Origin of the sequence: Nocardia sp. CA-128927, assembly GCF_050955855.1 — a bacterium.
Lineage (GTDB): Bacteria > Actinomycetota > Actinomycetes > Mycobacteriales > Mycobacteriaceae > Nocardia.
Genome location: NZ_CP192087.1, coordinates 9,000,732 through 9,016,926, shown reverse-complemented (window position 1 = coordinate 9,016,926; position 16,195 = coordinate 9,000,732). Strand labels below are relative to the sequence as shown.

Here is a 16,195-nt window from a genome sequence, read left to right as displayed (position 1 = left end):
GATGCGCGCCGATGCGCCCTATCTGAGGATAGGCCCAGCAGCAAACCGACGGAGCGACTGACCACCCGACAAACCTCACCTCATAAAAGACGACTTGTCCGTTACCGAGAATATTCCCCCGGTTTCACGTGCCGCTGACCACAGTCTGGAATACGGTCCGCCCGCGGCGAGTAGCTCGACGTGGGTCCCGATTTCCGCGATCCGGCCGTGCTCGACGACGGCGATCCGATCGGCCCGCGCCGCCGTACCGAGCCGGTGTGCGACGAGGACGGTGGTCCGGCCACGCGTCAGCGATCGACTCGCGGCAAGCACCGAAGCCTCGGCGTCCGGGTCGAGGGTAGCCGTGGCCTCGTCGAGCAGCAGCAGGTCGGGGCGCACCAGCTCGGCGCGGGCCAGCGCGATCAGCTGCCGTTGACCCGCGGACAGCCCGCGACCGCGTTCACCGACCGGCTGGCGCATGCCGTGCGGGAGCGCGCTGATCATGTCGCTCGCACCCACCGCAGCTGCGGCTTCGGCGATATCGGCGTCAGTGGCATCGGGTTTTCCGAACGCGATGTTGCTGGCGACGTCGCCGCTGAAGAGGTGCGCTTCCTGCGGGACGATGCCGAGGCGGGCGCGGTAGTCGGTGAGACGGTAATCACGGATGTCGGTGTCGTCGACCAGGATCGAGCCGGTGCCGTCCGCCGGGAGGTCGTAGAGGCGGGCCAGCAACTTCACGATGGTCGACTTGCCCGCGCCGGTGGGGCCGACGAGGGCGAGGGTGCTGCCCGCGGGAATCGTCAGCGAGACATCGTCCAGTGCGAGCGCCTCGACACCGGGGTAGTGGAAGCGCACGTCGTCGAGGACGACCTCGCCGCGCAGCCGCTGCTCGATCGGGACCGCGTCGGCTCGATCGCTCGCGATGGCCGATGGGGTGCGCAGCAACTCGCCGATCCGGCGCAGCCCGACGCGGGCCTGCTGGTATCCGTCGAACACCTGAGACAGCGCGAGCACCGGCGCGAACAGCAATTCCAGATACAGCACGAAGGCGACCAGCGTGCCCGCCGTCGTCGTCCCGGCGGCCACCTCGCGTGCGCCGACGAAGATCACCGCGGCCAGTGAGACTCCCGACCAGGCGGTGACGAACGGGAAGTACAGCGCGATCGAGGCCTGGGCGCGCATCCGGCTGCGCCGGTATCGATCGGAGTATTCGGCGAAGCGGCGGGCCGCGACCGGCTCGTGCCGATTGGCCTGTACCGCACGCAGTCCGGCGACGTTCTCCTGGAAGTCGGCGTTCACCGTGGAGACGTTCTCCCTGGACACGGTGTACGCCGTGGACGCGAAGCGGCGGAACAGCGCCGTCGCTACGAACAGCGGCGGCAACGTGGCCAGCACGACCAATGCCAGCGAGACGTCGATCACCAACAGCGCCATCGCGATTCCGACGAAGGTCAACGCGCCGATCAAGGTGGTCGCCAGCCCGGTCTGCAGGAACGTGGACAACGAGTCGAGGTCGGTCGTCATCCGCGTCATGATCCGGCCGGACAGTTCGCGCTCGTAGTAGTCGAGCCCGAGTCGCTGCAGATGCGCGTAGCTGCGGATGCGCAGGCCGTACAGCACCCGTTCGCCGGTCCGTGCGGTGATCAGCGTGGTCGCCGCGCCGACCAGCCAGCCTGCGGCGACCAGCAGCAGACCGAGCACGGCGGCCAGACCCAGCGCACCGGCGTCGTCGCGACCGACTCCGGTATCGATCGCGAACCGCACGATCGGCGGGAAGGCCACACCGACCAGCGCGTCCAGCAGGAGCAGGACGATCGCGGCGAGCACCAGCGCGCGGACCGGCCGCAACAGTCTGGTCAGCCGGAACTCTGGATCGGGCTGTCGCAGCCGTTGGTCATCCAGTCCCGGCTGTTCGGTGGCGGGTGGCAGCAACGCGATATTCCGGCGCAGCTCAGGGGTTTCGGTGAGATCTGCGGCTGCCGCGGCGAAGGTGCGGCCCGCACTGCCGTTGGTGACGGTGGCCGGGATCGCGGCGGCCGCGCGGTGTCCGGGCAGGTGCGCACCCAGCGGCGCGGGCAGTCGGATGACCCGATCGGCGTGCGCGAGGGTCGATTCGCGGTGCGCCAGGATCAGGGTGGTGCGCCCGGCCTGATCGGGCAGCGTGCCGAAGATCGCGGCCTCGGTGATCGCGTCCACCGCGGAGGTGGCGTCGTCGAGCACGAGAATGCGTGGCTGCGCGAGTAGCGCTCGGGCCAGTGCGATGCGCTGACGTTGTCCGCCGGACAGCGTCAGTCCGCGCTCGCCGACAACCGTGTCGTAGCCGTCGGGGAGTTCGCCGATGAAGTCGTCGGCCGCGGCGGATTTCGCGGCCCGCCGGATCTCGCCGTCGGTGGCCTCCGGACGGCCGATGGCGATATTGGCCGCGATGGTGTCGGAGAACAGGAACGGGTCGTCGAACACCACGCCGATGGCACTGCGGAGATCGGCGGCGCGCAGATCCGCGAGGTCGACCCGGTCGTCGGGCGCCTCGGTGCCGAACAACCGAATGTTGCCCGCGTCGGGTGCGTAGAAGCGGGGGAGCAGTAGCGAGAGTGTCGTCTTCCCGGAGCCCGCTGGCCCGATGATCGCCACCGTCTCGCCGGGCCGCACGGTCAGGTCCAGCTCCCGCAGCACCGGTTGTTCCGGATCGAATCCGAAAGTCACCGCGTCGATTTCGATGCCGAGCGGGCCCGAGGGCAACTGCGCGGGCTCCGGGGGATCGGTGACCACCGGTGCGGTATCGATCACCTGGTACACGCGTTCGGCCGCGGCGCGGGTCAGCTGGGCGAGGACCAGCGCACCCGCCATGATCCGCGCCGTCCCGGTCATCGTCGCGACATAGGCGGCGAACGCGACGAAGGTGCCGATCCCGATCGTTCCGTGCAGCGCGAGCAGACCACCGAGCACGATCACGCCGACCATGCCGAGCTGCGGAATGGCGCCCACCGTCGGCGCGAACTTGGCGTCCACTCCGGCCGCGCGCATCCGTTCGGAATAGAGGGTGCGACTGTGCTTTTCGAGCACGTCCACCATCCGGGCTTCCTGCCCGAACCCCTTCACCACCCGGACGCCGGTGACGGTCTCCTCGACGTGCTGCGCGACATCGGCCGCGCGCTGCTGCGCGGACCAGGTGGCTGCGTACAACCGCGGCCGCACTCGATAGACCACCACCGCGATCGCGGGCACGACCAGCAGCGCGAGTATCGCCAGCGGCGGCGACAACCACAGCATCACCACCGCGGCGAGCAGGAACTCCAGCACCGCCATGCTCGACAGCGGCACCATCGCCAGCAGCCCCTGCACCAACTGGAGATCGGTGATCGACCGCGACACCACCTGCCCGGTCCGGATCGCGTCCTGACCCGCCCCGTCCAGCCGTTGCAGCGACCCGAGCAGATCCACCCGCAGCGAATGCTGCACGTCCAACGACAACTTGCCTGCGAGCAGTCGCCGCCCGAACCCGGCCGCGAACTTGGCCAGCGCCAGCAACAGCAGCAACCCGGCGACCACCCCGATCACCGCGGTTTCACCGACCCCCGCGGCATCGACCGCGCGCTTGGTCAGCAGCGGTCCCGCGATCTCCACTGCCGCACCCGCCAGCACGGCCGCCCCGAGACCCGTCAGCGTGCCCCGGTGCGACCGACTTTCGGCCCACAGTCGACGAATCCAGCCGGGACCGCCCGCGTCACGCTCAGGCGACTCGGTGTGCGCACTTGTTTCGACAACCCCGCCCATAACTATCAACCGTAACGACGCTCACCGACACGTCGTTTGTTCCCGGTTCAGAGATCGAGGCGGCGCAGGTTCCACCAGCCCGCACCGCCGATGCCGATGGTCCACAAGAGCAGGACCACGACCGCGGCGGGCGTGGGAGCGAGGAAGTCGCTGTCGGGATAGGAGCCGACCGCGATGGTGCTGAGGGTGGCGGAGCCGGGGAACAGGGTGACGAAACCGGTGGCGCCGACACCGTTGGCGATCAGCCAGAGCAGCGGCTCGACGATGACGAGCCAGCCCAGCACCGCAGCGATCGCGGTCGATGACGAACGCAGCAGCAGCCCGAGCCCCGCGCCGATCAGCGACCAGCAGACCGCCGCGAGCAGTCCGCCGCCGAGCACAGCCGCCAGTTCTAGGTCGAAGTCGAATTTGCCTCGGCCGACAGCGAATAGCGCCACGACCGAGACCACCTCCGCCGCCAGCGCGACGGCGAGCGCGAACCCACCGGTGACCAACAGCTTCGCGGCGGCGAGCCGGTCACGGTCCGCGGTGAACAGCGCGGTCACCGGCATGGTCTGGTGCCGGTACTCGGCACCGCTGCCGATCGCGCCGAACACGGCCGCCGCCACGACCACCACGGCGATGCCGACGTAGAGACCGATCGTCGCGGTGCCGGTGGCGGGTTCGCTCTTGGGATCGGCTTTGCCCGCCAGGATCGCGCTCGCCACGCTCGCCAGGAGCGCGACGGCCAGGGGCACCCCGGCGAGGATCCGGCTGAGCGGCAGCGTGCTGACCTTGCGCACCTCGGAGTTCACCGAGGGCACGAGGTCCGGCGGCAGAATCGTGATCATCGTGGAATCCCGTAGGGCGTCGGCGTCGGATGATGAGCTGCCCCGGCCAGACCGGGGTAGGGCGAAACCACGGGAGCCTGGGGTTTGGTCAGCGAGGCGAGCACTCGATCGGGATGGATCAGGTCCGGGATGATGCTGTCCAGCCGCACCTGCGCCGCCGTCGCGGCGTCCCGGATATCGGCCTCGGTCGCCTCGGCCACCGCGAGTCGACCGTCCGGCCGGATCACCGCGTCGGTGAACCCGCGCGCCGCCAACGTGGTGGCCAGCGCGATCGGCGTGGACGCCGCGACGACGAGCCGATCGGGGTGCCCGCGGCGCAACCGAGCCGGACTGCCCTGATACACCACCGCACCCTCGTTCAGCACGATCACACTGTCCGCGCCGGGCAGCACCGCGGCGAGGCTCTCGCTGGTCACCAGCGCGCTACCGCCGCGCTTGGCGTGCCTGCGCAGAAAGTCTTGCAGCCAACCACGTTCCGCGGCTTCGAGGCCGTTCATCGGCTCGTCCAGGATCAGCAGCGGCGGATCGCCGAGCACGGCGGTCGCCAGTGCCAGCCGCGTCTGTTGCCCGGCCGACAGCGCACCGCCCTTCGATCCGGCTTCTTCGCCGAGCCCGACGAGTTCGAGCACTTCCTCGACATGCGCGTCCGGCACACCGACCGCCGCCGCGTACACCCGCAGATGGTCGCGCGCGGTCCGGCCGGGATGCAGTCCGCGCGGCGCGAGCACCCCGCCGACCACCCGGGCCGAACTGGTGGCACGGTCCGTGTCATCGCGGGTCCGATTCGTCCCCGGCCCGCCGACCGCCGCCGTTCCCGAGGTCGGTTCGAGCAGCCCGAGCAGGGTCCGCGCAATGGTCGTCTTGCCCGCGCCCTGCGGCCCGACCAGGGCTGCGGTGCTGCCGGACGCGACGGTGAAACTCACGTTCTCGATGGCGGAAACCAGACCGTAGCGCTTGGTCAGGCCCCGGACGGAGAAGGCGAGCGGACGCATCCCGGTCACGATGGCTTGGTCGGCGTCTGCGGCTTCGTCGGGTCGATCGCGGTGAGCGGATCGGCGTCGACGATGAGATGCCGGTCGGCGGGCCAGACCACCGGTGCGGGCCCGAAGGCCTGGCGCGCGTTCTTGATCGTGGTCTTGCCCATCGCCCGGTTGCCGACGCCACCGATCACCGCACCGATGCCTGCAGGCACGATCTTGCCTGCCATCAGGGCCGCGCGGCGGGTGATGAAGCGGACGATGAACCGCTTGAGCAGTGAGTCGTTCATCGAGGAGAGCCCGGGGATGCGATTGGCGAACACCGTGCCCCAGTTCTTCGCCGAGGTGCCGACGGTCTTCTGCACGATGTCCATGCCGCCCTCGCCGAGCACGACGGCGAGCACCAGCGCCCGGCGCTGTTCCCGGTCCTCCGGCGAGATGCCGTGCACCGCGGCCACCGCGAGGGTGAACACGGCCGAGGCCTCCATGAAGAAGGTGGTCTCCGCGCTGACCGCGGCGATCGCCGCAACCGTGCCGACGCCGGGCACCGCCGCCGTCGCGCCGACGGCACCGCCGCTACCGGTCACCGCGAGCAGGTACTGACCCTCCAGGCGCTCGATGATCTGTGCGGGACTTTCCGACGGGTGGGAGCGCCGGATCCGGTCGACGTACTTGGCGACCGCGGGTGCCTGCAGGCGAGACCCCGTATCGAGTAGCTGGACCACCGTCTTCTCGAACGCGCCTTTGAACATGGCGGCACCCTCCTCTTCGGTCTGCTGGTTGAACTGTAATGGCACGTCCACCATCAGCTCGTCATGACAACGATGTACCCAGTCCGAGTGGTTCCATCAGTCCGGTTGATGCAGCGCGGGCACCCGCTCGGCCAGCGGCGGCGGAGGCGGGGGCGTGCCGTCGCCGAAGGGGCGGCCGCCCAACGATTCCCGGCCGTGCGGGGTCAGCCAGTTCGCCAGGTCCGGGCCCTTCGGCACGATCCCGGTCGGATTGATGTCGCGGTGCACCACGTAGTAGTGCTCCTTGATCTGCGCGAAGTCGGTGGTGTCGCCGAAGCCGGGTGTCTGGTAAAGGTCACGCGCGTAGGCCCACAGCACCGGCATCTCGCTCAGCTTGGACCGGTTGCACTTGAAGTGGCCGTGATACACCGGGTCGAACCGGGCCAGCGTGGTGAACAGCCGCACATCGGCCTCGGTGATCGTGTCGCCGACCAGATAACGTTGCGCCGCAAGGCGTTCCGAGAGCCAATCGAGTCGGTTGAAGAGCCGATCATAGGCGGTCTCGTAGGCTTCCTGCGAGCCGGCGAAACCGCAGCGGTAGACGCCGTTGTTGACGTCGCGGAACACCGCGAGATTCACCTCGTCGATCTCTTCGCGCAGCGCTCCGGGATACAACTGCGGCGCGCCCGGCCGGTGGAATTCGGTCCACTCGGTAGAGAAATCGAGCGTGATCTGCGCGTAGTCGTTCGTCACCACCTGACCGGTCGGCACCTCGACGACCGCGGGGACGGTGATGCCGCGCGGATAGTCCGGGAACCGCGCCAGATACGCGTCACGCAATCGGGGGATGCCGAGCACCGGGTCGACGCCGCCGGGATCGAGATCGAAGGTCCAGCTGAGCTTGTCGTGCGTCGGTCCGCACAGGCCCAGCGAGAGCACGCTCTCCAGGCCGAGCAGCCTGCGCACGATCAGCGTGCGATTCGCCCACGGGCAGGCCCGCGCCGCGATCAACCGGTAGCGACCCGGCTCGACGGGGTAACCGTCGCGGCCATCGGCCGTGATCCGCGTGGTGATGTAGTTGGTGTCCCGCTTGAACTCACCGGGCTCGACGTACGAGCCACTTTCCGCCGACTTGGTCACCTGGACAGTCTTCCAGACCGAGGACCTAGTCTGACCGAATGACGGATTCGAAGGCCACCCGCCTGGAACGAGAAATCACCGACGGCGGCGCGGAGGTGGCGACCCTGACGCTCGCCCATCCGCCGCTGAACCTCTTCGACCGGGCAATGCTCGACGCCCTGATCGAAGACCTCGCCGAGCTGTCCGCGAATCCGCCGCGCGCGCTGCTGCTGCGCGCCGAGGGCAAGGTGGTGTCCGGCGGCGTCGACGTGCACGTATTCGACGGGCTGTCGATCGAGCAGGGCGCCGAACTGTGGCGGACCCTGTTCGCGCAGATCATCCACCCGGTCGAGGCACTGCCGTGCCCGGTTGTCTTTGCCGCACACGGGCTCACGCTGACCGCGGCCTTCGAGATCGCGCTGGCCTGCGACATCATTCTGGCCGCGCCGAAGGCGAAGTTCGGTCTGGTGGAGACCGTGGTCGGCCTGACGCCGTCGATGGGCGGCCCACAGCGGCTGGCCGAACGCGCGGGCTCGGGCCGGGCGCGCGAGTTCGTGATGACCGGCGACCTGTACGACGCGGCGACCATGGCGGAGTGGGGTGTGGTGAACGCCGTACACGACGACGTCGAAACTGCCGCAAGGGAATTGACGCATCGCCTGGCCAACGGCCCGACGGTCGCGCACGCCGCGACCAAGAAGATCATCGAGGCCTGGCGCTCCGGCGGTGTCGCACACGCGGATTCGGTGACCCCCGAGGTGTCCGGCGCGCTGTTCGACACCGCAGACCTCAAGGGCGCGGTACGCAGCTTCCTCGCAGACGGACCGGGGAAGGCCACCTACACCGGGCGGTGACGGGTAGGACACGTTCACCGCCTCTCCCCGCTAAAGTGTGACTCGCGTCATATAGTCGCAGTGCCTGCTGACTCGAGGCGCGCGGAGGACGGATGTCGCAGTTGCTCGTCGAATACCCCCTGACTCGCCCCTATGCCCGTGACAACCCGCTGGCCCGCGGGGCCGACGGGGTGCTGCGCTACGGCAACCTCACCCCGGCGCTCACCGAGCTACTCGACTTGCAGGTGCACGCGTTCTCCACGCGCGAGGCCGTGGTCGAGATCGGCGGCCCACGGCTGACCTACCGGGAGCTGTGGCACTCGGCCTCCCGGATCGCGGGCGGGCTGCAGGAACACGGCATCGGTTACGGCGATCGGGTGGCCGTGCACATGCCCGCGGGTGTCCGCTGGGTGCAGGCGTTCCTCGGCGCGCTGCTCAGCGGCGCGGTGCCGGTGCTCGTGCACGACGGCCTGCCGGACGCGGTGGCCGAGCGGGTGATCGCCGACAGCAGTGCGGATTTCGTGCTCGGCCGGGAGATCGCCCGCGGTGCTGAACTGCCCGACGGTGCGGCGTTCATCGATGACGGTGCGGCACTGGGTGATCTGGCTCTGCTCAGTTACACCAGCGGCACCCCGCTCAGCACCACCGCCGCGCCGAAGGGGGTGGAGCTGACCAACGAAAACCTGCTGTCGGCAATACGTTCGGTGGTTTCCGCGCTGGATCTGCCGACCGACGGCTTGCGCAACCTGGTGTTGCTGCCGCTCGCCCACGCCAGCGGTTGCGTCGACCAACTGTTACCGACCTTCGCGGTCGGCGGCACCGTTGTCCTGGCCCGGGACAGCCGCGGCCTCGCGGAAGCCATTGTGGCCGAACGGATCGACATGGTGTCGGCGACGCCACGGATCTTCGCGGGCCTGCTGCCCGAGCTCGCCGCGATGCGCGACGACGGCGTGCGCACCGAGGGTATCGCCCGGATCAGCAAGGCCGGGCACCGCGGCGAACGGGCCGCCGCGCAAGCGACTCCCGCTGACCTGGCCACCGAACTGCGTGAGGTCTTCCCGGGTGCGCGGCAATGGTCGATCTGGGGTGCCACCGAAACCAGCGGCATCGGCCTCGCCGTCGACGACGCGGAGTCGGCCGACGATGCCGACGCCGTGCTCGGATTCCCGTTCGGCGGAACGGAATTAGCGCTGTGGGGTCCGCAGGCCGAGGCGGGCCACGGCGAACTGCTGTGCCGCGGCCCGAACGTGTGCCCGCGTTACTGGAACGACCCGACCACCACCGCGGCCCGCTTCACCGGAACCTGGTTCCACACCGGCGATCAGGTCACCATCGATGCCGACGGCCTGGTGCGCCGCGGTCCGGATCCGGCCGAATGATCCTGCGTTACTCCAGCATCCGCTCGCGCAGGCGAGCACGCAGGTCCGGGGTGATCCCGGCGGCCGTCAGATAGGTGTCCACGTCACCGTGCAACTCGTGCATCGATGCGGTAGCGGTGCTGAGGTATTCCTCGCGCACGCCGAGCAGGTCGATCGAAAGTTCTTCGCCACCCAGCAGTTTCGTCGTCATCATGGCGCGCAGGGCCGGGACGGCGCCGTTGCTCTCCAGGTAGTCGGTCCGCACGTCGGCCTCGGTCACGCCGACCGCGCGCAGCAGCGTGGCGATGGCCCAGCCGGTGCGGTCCTTGCCCGCCGCGCAGTGCACCAGCACCGCGCCCTCGCCGCGCGCGATCGACTGTGCGAGGGCGGTGATCGCCTCGTGCGCCTCGGGCAGTGCGGGGAACATCCGGTAGACCTCGAGCATGTGCGTGAACGCGCCCTGCGCGTCGGTGTGGTGCGGCGGCGCCTCGGCCATCCGCGCGTCGAACGGCGTGACGTTCACCCGGACACCCTCGGGCACCCGATCGTGGCCGATGTGCTCGATCTCGCGCTCGCCGCGCAGGTCGTGCACGTCGCTGACGCGCAGTTCGCGCAGTGCGGCCAGGCCCGTCTCGTCGAGTCCGGTCAGCTGCGCCGAGCGCAGCAGCACGCCGGGGCGGATCTTCGCGCCGTCGACGGTGCGCAGTCCGCCGAGGTCGCGGAAGTTGAAGGTGCCGGAGATGAAGTACTGGTCGGCTGGCGGCGAGAGAGTCACCGACCAAGGCTATCCGGCCGTCGGCGTCGCGCGGGTGACGTTCACGGATCGAACCGCACACCGGTAGGTGACCGATTTGCGCGGTTCATCTGTGTGATCCGCCACAGGATTCGGGGCGCGTTCGAGCCCGCCCGTAGAGTGGACAACGGTCTGCTTGTCAGCCGGGCAGGGCTGAGAGTGACCTCGACGGAGGGAATTCCGGGCAGGGCAGAGTGGTACCCCCACTATTCCGTTTGGGTAACAAAACATTCTTTCAGTCTGGAATTACCCACTGAACCTGTTCTCGAACCCCGGAAACCCTCTACCATTGATGAACGTTGGACCGGGCAGCCTGGGGTTTCCAGCGAATTGCCCGCCATGTTCGACGAGTCGCGCCGACGAGGGTGCGCGAGATCTTTTCGCCGAGGGAGTCGTCGTTGAGCGTACGAGGAGACACCGCAGTGGTTCGGCTGCGGCCGACCATCTGCGAGGCCGTCGAAAAGGCGGCCGCGTCACTAGACCACGGAGGGGTGCGCGCGCTACGGGTGCTACTGCACGCCGGCGTGAGCGCGTACTGGCCGCTGGTGAAGGCCTCTCCAAGCAGGCAGGTCCAGGCCTACGAGGCGACGGTGCAGACATTGCGTCAGCGTTGGGCAGCGCAGACCGACTGCATCGCCGACCCGACGGCCAGTGCCGCCTACCGGGAGATGGATACCGAGGTCGCCGCCTTCCTGCAGCTCTGTGCCGATCGTTCGGGCGCACAGTGGCTGGAACCGGTGGAGGCCATCGCGGCCTACGCGGTCTCGGTGCTGCAAGGCACCGTGTTGCGCTGGCTTGCCGACTGCAATGACGAAACAATGCTGGTGGTGCTCGACGATCTGGTGAGCAGCCTGGCGACCAGGGCCGCCGAGATCTAGCGGCCCACTGGACGCGCGGTGACCTCGCGAAATGGGTAACCCCGCAAATACTGGACGTTTGACCAGTTTGATGGTTGAGTTGGTCTCGTGAGCGAGCGCAGCGAGCGAACCGACGACACAACTACTACTGGCGAGGTGGTGTCGTGAGCGAGCGCCAGCGAGTGAACCAAAGACACAGTGCGCCATCGGGCACGACGGAGCCGAGCGCCAGCGAGGCGGAGTCGTGACCGAGACCTCTCCGATCGCGGGGCTGCACGCGGCCACCGCCGAACTCGACCCGCCCCTCGCCGCCCTCGACCTGACCACACTGCGCGCGAACGCCGCCGATCTGGTGCGCCGCGCGAACGGTGTCCCGGTGCGGGTCGCCAGCAAATCCGTGCGCTGTCGCGCCATCCTCGAAGAAGTGCTCGGCGGCGATCTCACCGCCGCTGGCGGCTTCGCGGGCGTCATGTCCTACTCCCTGGCCGAGGCCATCTGGCTGGCCCGCCGCGGCGCCCGCGACATCCTGCTCGGCTACCCGACCGTCGACCGCGCCGCGCTGGCCGAACTCGCCGGCGACGAGACGCTGCTCCGTTCCATCACGCTGATGATCGACGATGTCGCCCAGCTCGAACTCATCCGTGCCGCCATCGGCACCGACCTGGTGCGCCCACGGGTCTGCCTGGATGTCGACGCCTCCCTCCGGATCGGCCCGATCCACCTGGGCGTGCGCCGCTCGCCGGTGCGCACTCCGGAACAAGCCGCCGCTCTCGCTAGTGCGGCGCTGCGCCGCAAGTTCGAGGTGGTCGGCGTGATGACCTACGAGGCGCAGATCGCGGGCATGCCGGACAGCAATGTCGCGCTGCGCCTGATGAAGCGGGCCTCCGCGGCCGAAATCACCAAGCGGCGCAAGCGCGTGCTGGACGCGGTGCGTTCGGTGACCGGCAAGCTGGAGATCGTCAACAGCGGCGGCAGCGGCTCGATCGAGGTCAGCATCACCGACCCGGACGTCACCGAGGTGACCGCGGGGTCCGGCCTGTACGTGCCGACACTGTTCGACCACTACCGTTCCTTCACGCCGCGGCCCGCCCTGTTCTTCGCGACGTCGGTGCTGCGCCGCCCGACCCCTTCCATCGCAACGGTTTTCGCGGGCGGTTACATCGCCTCCGGCCCGACCGGACCCTCTCGGGTGCCGAAGCCGGTGTGGCCCACCGGGTTACGACTGATCGGCACCGAGGGCACCGGCGAGGTGCAGACCCCGCTGACCGGCGCGGCGGAACTGCGCATCGGCGATCGAGTGTGGTTCCGGCATGCCAAGGCGGGCGAACTGTGCGAGCGCTTCGACAAGGTGCATCTGGTCGACTCGGACGGCACCCGGACAACGGTCCCCACCTACCGTGGCGAGGGAAACTGCTTCGGCTGAGCGAAGTTTCGTCAGAGTCGCAGGAACCCGGCCAGGTCGGGCATCTCGTCCGGCGACGCGGGCAGGTACTCACTGAGCAGCGGTGAGCGGATGATGATCGCTTTCCACATCGCGCGGCACAGCGCGGCGTGCATCAGCGCCCGCGACAACAGGAACGGCATCCCGTAGGGGGCGTCGGCCGGGCTCGACGTGGTCATCGAGAGCAGGACTACCGCCGCCTCCCGGCCGCGGAAGCGGTCCGGCGTACCGACGAGCACATCCTCGATCCTGGCCCGGGCCAACAGCGTTCGAATCAGCCCGACCTGCGCCGCGTACGGCGCGACCACGAAGATGTCGTGCGGATGTAGCCGCCGGGTCAGCGCGCCGATGGTCCAGTTCATCGCGAGCAGCGCACGCACCCGGCGGACCACCTCGCGCGCCTCGGCCGCGGATTCGGTGGCATTGCCGTGATGGGGCACGAAGACGGTGCTCACGCCGGGCGGCTCGCCGTCGAGTTCCCGTGCGAGCGTGACGGTTTCGTTGGAACGCAGGCGTCCGTCGTAGTACAGCCGGGAGATCGGATCACACACCCGGGGATGCATCCGCCAGGTGCGGTCCAGGAAGTAGCCGCGTTCGCCGGGCAGGGTGTGCCGTCCCTCGGCGAGCCAGCCGAGCACCGATTCGCCGACCGGCTCCGGGTGCGCGCTGTGCGTGGCCGGTGGCACCGGATCGCCGAGCAGCAACAGGTTTCGCGCGCTGACCCCGACCGCGACGGCGTCGGCCAGCGGGAACCGTCCCGCATCCGCGATCACCAGCAGATCCAGCCCTTCGCGCGGCACCATCTCTTCGTTCGCGAAATCCGTTGGGGTGCCGCCGAGTACACAACCGCTGATGGCGTTGTCCAGGAAGCGCGAGTAGCGGGAGGCGTCGATGACCACCCACTCCGGCCCGACCGACTCGACGTCCTTCTTCGCGACGAGCTCCGGCAGCACACCGACCCGCACGACCGCGTCCAAGAGGTTCTCCACCGTCGAATGCGTCTGCCCGACAATGCCGATCCGCCACTTGTGCCGGGTGACAAGGCGTTCCAGGACGCGGGCGGCAGTGGAGGTCTTGCCGGTGCCGGAGGGACCCTGCACGGCGAGGTAGGAGTGGTCCAGTTCGCGCATCGCGGCGGTGATCGCGGCGGCGTGATCGCCGTGCACCTCGGGCAGCGCGGCACCGGTGCGCAGCCGGGGCGGGCGGCGGGCGAGCAGGTCGAACACGGCGCCCTCCGGAATCTCCGGGAGCGCGACAAGCAGCTGCTGGGCGGCGAATTCGACCGCGGTCTCGGCGTTCCAGTCCCAGGCGGGTAGGCCGGGTGCGATCGCGGTCGGTAGCTCGTCGTAGGGCTCGCAGCCGTCCGGCAGCAGCTCCTCCAGCCGGACCGCGTCGTCGAATTCGGCGTCCACCGAACAGCCGAGCACGGTGGCGACGGCGGTGGCGCGCCGCCCGATCGCGGTGACCATGCCCGCGGCCGCCGGCCGATCGTAGATGGTGTAGACGGTGGCGCCCGGTGTCAGCACGGTGGCCGGTCCCGGCCCGCCCGCACTCCAGCTCGAACCGATCCGCCCGGTCAGCGTGAGATAGCGGCGCATGGTCGGGCGGTCCGGACTGCGATGCCACTTGGTGTCGACGGTGCCCCACTCGGCGACCAGAACCCCTGGGGCGTCGGCCCATTCGTCGACCGGATGACTGAGCCGGTCGACGTGCGCCCACCACAGCGGCTGCCGTTCGCGCCGGTGATAGCCGAGCGCCGCGGCCATCATGGCGGCGGTGTGCCGCGGTTCGTCCTGCGCCGCAGCGTATTCGGCGAGTGCCGCCTCGAACGAGGACGGCCGCGAGGGCGGGATGGGCTCCAGCTCGTCGGGACCGGTCACCTGACACCAGGATCCGGCCCGTTCCAGGGTGATCGCCTGCGGGTCGATGCGCTGCTCGGCGGCCCGGTCCAGCAGCCAGTCCCGCAGGCGCAGCACGGTCAGGCAATCCCGTTCGGCGGCGGGCGAATGCGCCGCGCCGGGCAGCAGCCGTGCCAGCCTGCTCAACCGGTAGGAGCGTTCGCCGACGATCAGCGCGTTGCGCACGATCGGATACAGATCGACGAGCACGCCGTCGCACAGCAGCTCGTCCACGATCTCCTCACCGACACCGGTGCTGCCGGTGCAGTGCAGCAGCGCGCTGCGCACCGCGGAGGTGTAGTGGTAGACGTGCATGTCCGGATACATCCGGCGGCGCTGCACGAGATAGTCGAGCACCTCCTCCAGCGCGCGCCGCTGCCCGGCCGCCTCGCTGCCCGGCTCACCCTCGGTGCCGAACGGTCCACGGAAGGTCAGGTGCACGGTGCCCGGCCCGTCGACGTCCACGGCCAGCGGTGCCCGCCCGCCGCCTTCGACGGTGAGCGAGAGGTCGCCAGGGGAGGGCGGCGGCAGTGCGCCGAGTGCGATCGGGTCGATCAGCGTGTGTGTCGGTAGCCCGGAATCCTCCCGGCGCAGCTGGATTTCGGCTTGGCGGCGCAGTGTGGCGAAGGTGCGCGGCGGCACGCCACGGACGGTGCTCTCGGTGCTGGCCAGCCGATCTATGGTGCTCACGCCCGCCTCGCGCAGCCGGGCTCGGGTCGTGGTCGGCATGCCAGCGACCAGCAGCAGATCCCGCGCGGCCGCCGAGGCCGTCGTGCAGGTCCCGCAGCGCCCGCATGCGAGATAGCGCGGATCACCCCACTGCACGGGTAGCAACTCACTCAGCTTCTCGTCCAGGATGTGTTCGACTCTGCGCCTGCGGGCCCGGTACACCGGGATCAGATCGTTCAACGCGTACGCGGTGTTGTCCTCGCCGAGATGTAGCCGGATCAGCGGGCCGGTCAACGATCCACTGTTGTCCACCGAGTCGGCGCAGGCCGCGAGTTCCACTGCGGTACCGACCCGGTCGGCTTTGCTGTGTGCGGTGCCGTGCACGGTGTAGCGCACCCGATGACCCGCACGCACCAGGAAATCGCAGGAGCAGTCGAAGGCGCCGTCGAAGAAGGTGGCGCCGTGGATCACGTGCACCCCGGCGCGCAATGCCGCGACGGTCTCCGCGTGCGCGGCCGTCAGCGCGGCGATGAGCGTCTTGGGACTGTCCGACTTGTGCTGCGGGCGTTGGATCTCCACCATCGAGCTGCCGAACCGGTCGCGGAAGTCGCTGAGCCTGCGATCCCGCGAGTCGTCGAACCAGGTGTGCGGCTCGGGCGCCCATTCGGCGGTGGTCTCCGGATCGGCCGCGACAGTGCCGAGTTCGGTGTCGAGGGCGCGAAGCAGCGCGAATTCACAGCGCGCCGCGCGCACGAGGTCGACGGCGGAGCAGACGACACGATCACCGAACACGAACAAACGCGGCCCTCCTGTGTCTTGCGGGACACCCGCACCCGGTCGGCGACGATGAACGGGCTGCGCAATTGTCGCCCATCGACGCCTCGGGTCGCTGCGGGACACCCGCACCCGGTCGGCATCGATGAGCAGGCTGCGCCA

At 69.4% G+C, this 16,195-nt stretch carries 11 protein-coding genes; 4 read left to right on the top strand and 7 right to left on the bottom strand.

Annotation, left to right across the window (positions count from 1 at the left end; translation table 11 throughout):
- Positions 1 to 75: 75 nt before the first annotated feature.
- From ACQPW1_RS41915 to ACQPW1_RS41895, 5 genes are all read right to left on the bottom strand, one after another.
- Complete coding sequence (locus tag ACQPW1_RS41915; protein ID WP_433658753.1) at positions 76 to 3,753, bottom strand: ABC transporter ATP-binding protein; 3,678 nt, start codon at positions 3,751 to 3,753, stop codon at positions 76 to 78.
- Between the two features lie 47 nt (positions 3,754 to 3,800).
- The gene (locus tag ACQPW1_RS41910) at positions 3,801 to 4,583 is read right to left on the bottom strand and encodes an ABC transporter permease (RefSeq protein WP_433658751.1); all 783 of its coding nucleotides are present in this window, start codon (positions 4,581 to 4,583) and stop codon (positions 3,801 to 3,803) included.
- Positions 4,580 to 5,575: an ABC transporter ATP-binding protein gene (locus ACQPW1_RS41905; protein WP_433665488.1), complete on the bottom strand. Its 996-nt coding sequence runs from the start codon at positions 5,573 to 5,575 to the stop codon at positions 4,580 to 4,582. Before ACQPW1_RS41905 ends, ACQPW1_RS41910 begins: the two co-directional genes overlap by 4 nt.
- A gap of 5 nt (positions 5,576 to 5,580) precedes the next feature.
- Positions 5,581 to 6,312, bottom strand: coding sequence for a hypothetical protein (locus tag ACQPW1_RS41900; protein ID WP_433665487.1), 732 nt, complete (start codon positions 6,310 to 6,312; stop codon positions 5,581 to 5,583).
- Positions 6,313 to 6,408: 96 nt separating this feature from the next.
- Positions 6,409 to 7,431, bottom strand: coding sequence for a glutathione S-transferase family protein (locus ACQPW1_RS41895; RefSeq protein ID WP_433658749.1), 1,023 nt, complete (start codon positions 7,429 to 7,431; stop codon positions 6,409 to 6,411).
- A 38-nt stretch (positions 7,432 to 7,469) separates the two neighbouring features.
- Here ACQPW1_RS41895 and ACQPW1_RS41890 point away from each other — a divergent pair, with 38 nt between their 5' ends.
- Positions 7,470 to 8,264, top strand: a complete 795-nt coding sequence (locus tag ACQPW1_RS41890; protein WP_433658747.1) for an enoyl-CoA hydratase/isomerase family protein — start codon at positions 7,470 to 7,472, stop codon at positions 8,262 to 8,264.
- Between the two features lie 92 nt (positions 8,265 to 8,356).
- Entirely contained in the window at positions 8,357 to 9,622 is a 1,266-nt protein-coding gene (locus ACQPW1_RS41885) for a class I adenylate-forming enzyme family protein (protein WP_433658745.1), read from the top strand.
- A gap of 7 nt (positions 9,623 to 9,629) precedes the next feature.
- Here ACQPW1_RS41885 and ACQPW1_RS41880 read toward each other — a convergent pair whose 3' ends face one another.
- Positions 9,630 to 10,376 (bottom strand): tyrosine-protein phosphatase, encoded by a 747-nt coding sequence (locus ACQPW1_RS41880; protein WP_433658743.1) that lies wholly within the window; start codon positions 10,374 to 10,376, stop codon positions 9,630 to 9,632.
- 416 nt (positions 10,377 to 10,792) lie between these two features.
- On the opposite strand from ACQPW1_RS41880, the gene ACQPW1_RS41875 reads away from it, so the two are divergent.
- Together ACQPW1_RS41875 and ACQPW1_RS41870 are read left to right on the top strand one after the other, a co-directional pair.
- Positions 10,793 to 11,272, top strand: coding sequence for a TetR family transcriptional regulator (locus ACQPW1_RS41875; RefSeq protein ID WP_433658741.1), 480 nt, complete (start codon positions 10,793 to 10,795; stop codon positions 11,270 to 11,272).
- Positions 11,273 to 11,495: 223 nt separating this feature from the next.
- A complete protein-coding gene (locus tag ACQPW1_RS41870) occupies positions 11,496 to 12,674 on the top strand; it encodes an amino acid deaminase/aldolase (RefSeq protein ID WP_433658739.1) in 1,179 nt (392 codons plus the stop codon).
- 11 nt (positions 12,675 to 12,685) lie between these two features.
- Here ACQPW1_RS41870 and ACQPW1_RS41865 read toward each other — a convergent pair whose 3' ends face one another.
- Positions 12,686 to 16,051, bottom strand: coding sequence for an AAA domain-containing protein (locus tag ACQPW1_RS41865; RefSeq protein WP_433665486.1), 3,366 nt, complete (start codon positions 16,049 to 16,051; stop codon positions 12,686 to 12,688).
- Positions 16,052 to 16,195 lie beyond the last annotated feature (144 nt).

Bases quoted from the DNA above. Each gene is read 5' to 3' on its own strand.
- ACQPW1_RS41915 (WP_433658753.1), bottom strand. From the start codon at position 3,753: ATGGGCGGGGTTGTCGAAACAAGTGCGCACACCGAGTCGCCTGAGCGT.
- ACQPW1_RS41910 (WP_433658751.1), bottom strand. From the start codon at position 4,583: ATGATCACGATTCTGCCGCCGGACCTCGTGCCCTCGGTGAACTCCGAG.
- ACQPW1_RS41905 (WP_433665488.1), bottom strand. From the start codon at position 5,575: ATGCGTCCGCTCGCCTTCTCCGTCCGGGGCCTGACCAAGCGCTACGGT.
- ACQPW1_RS41900 (WP_433665487.1), bottom strand. From the start codon at position 6,312: ATGTTCAAAGGCGCGTTCGAGAAGACGGTGGTCCAGCTACTCGATACG.
- ACQPW1_RS41890 (WP_433658747.1), top strand. From the start codon at position 7,470: ATGACGGATTCGAAGGCCACCCGCCTGGAACGAGAAATCACCGACGGC.
- ACQPW1_RS41885 (WP_433658745.1), top strand. From the start codon at position 8,357: ATGTCGCAGTTGCTCGTCGAATACCCCCTGACTCGCCCCTATGCCCGT.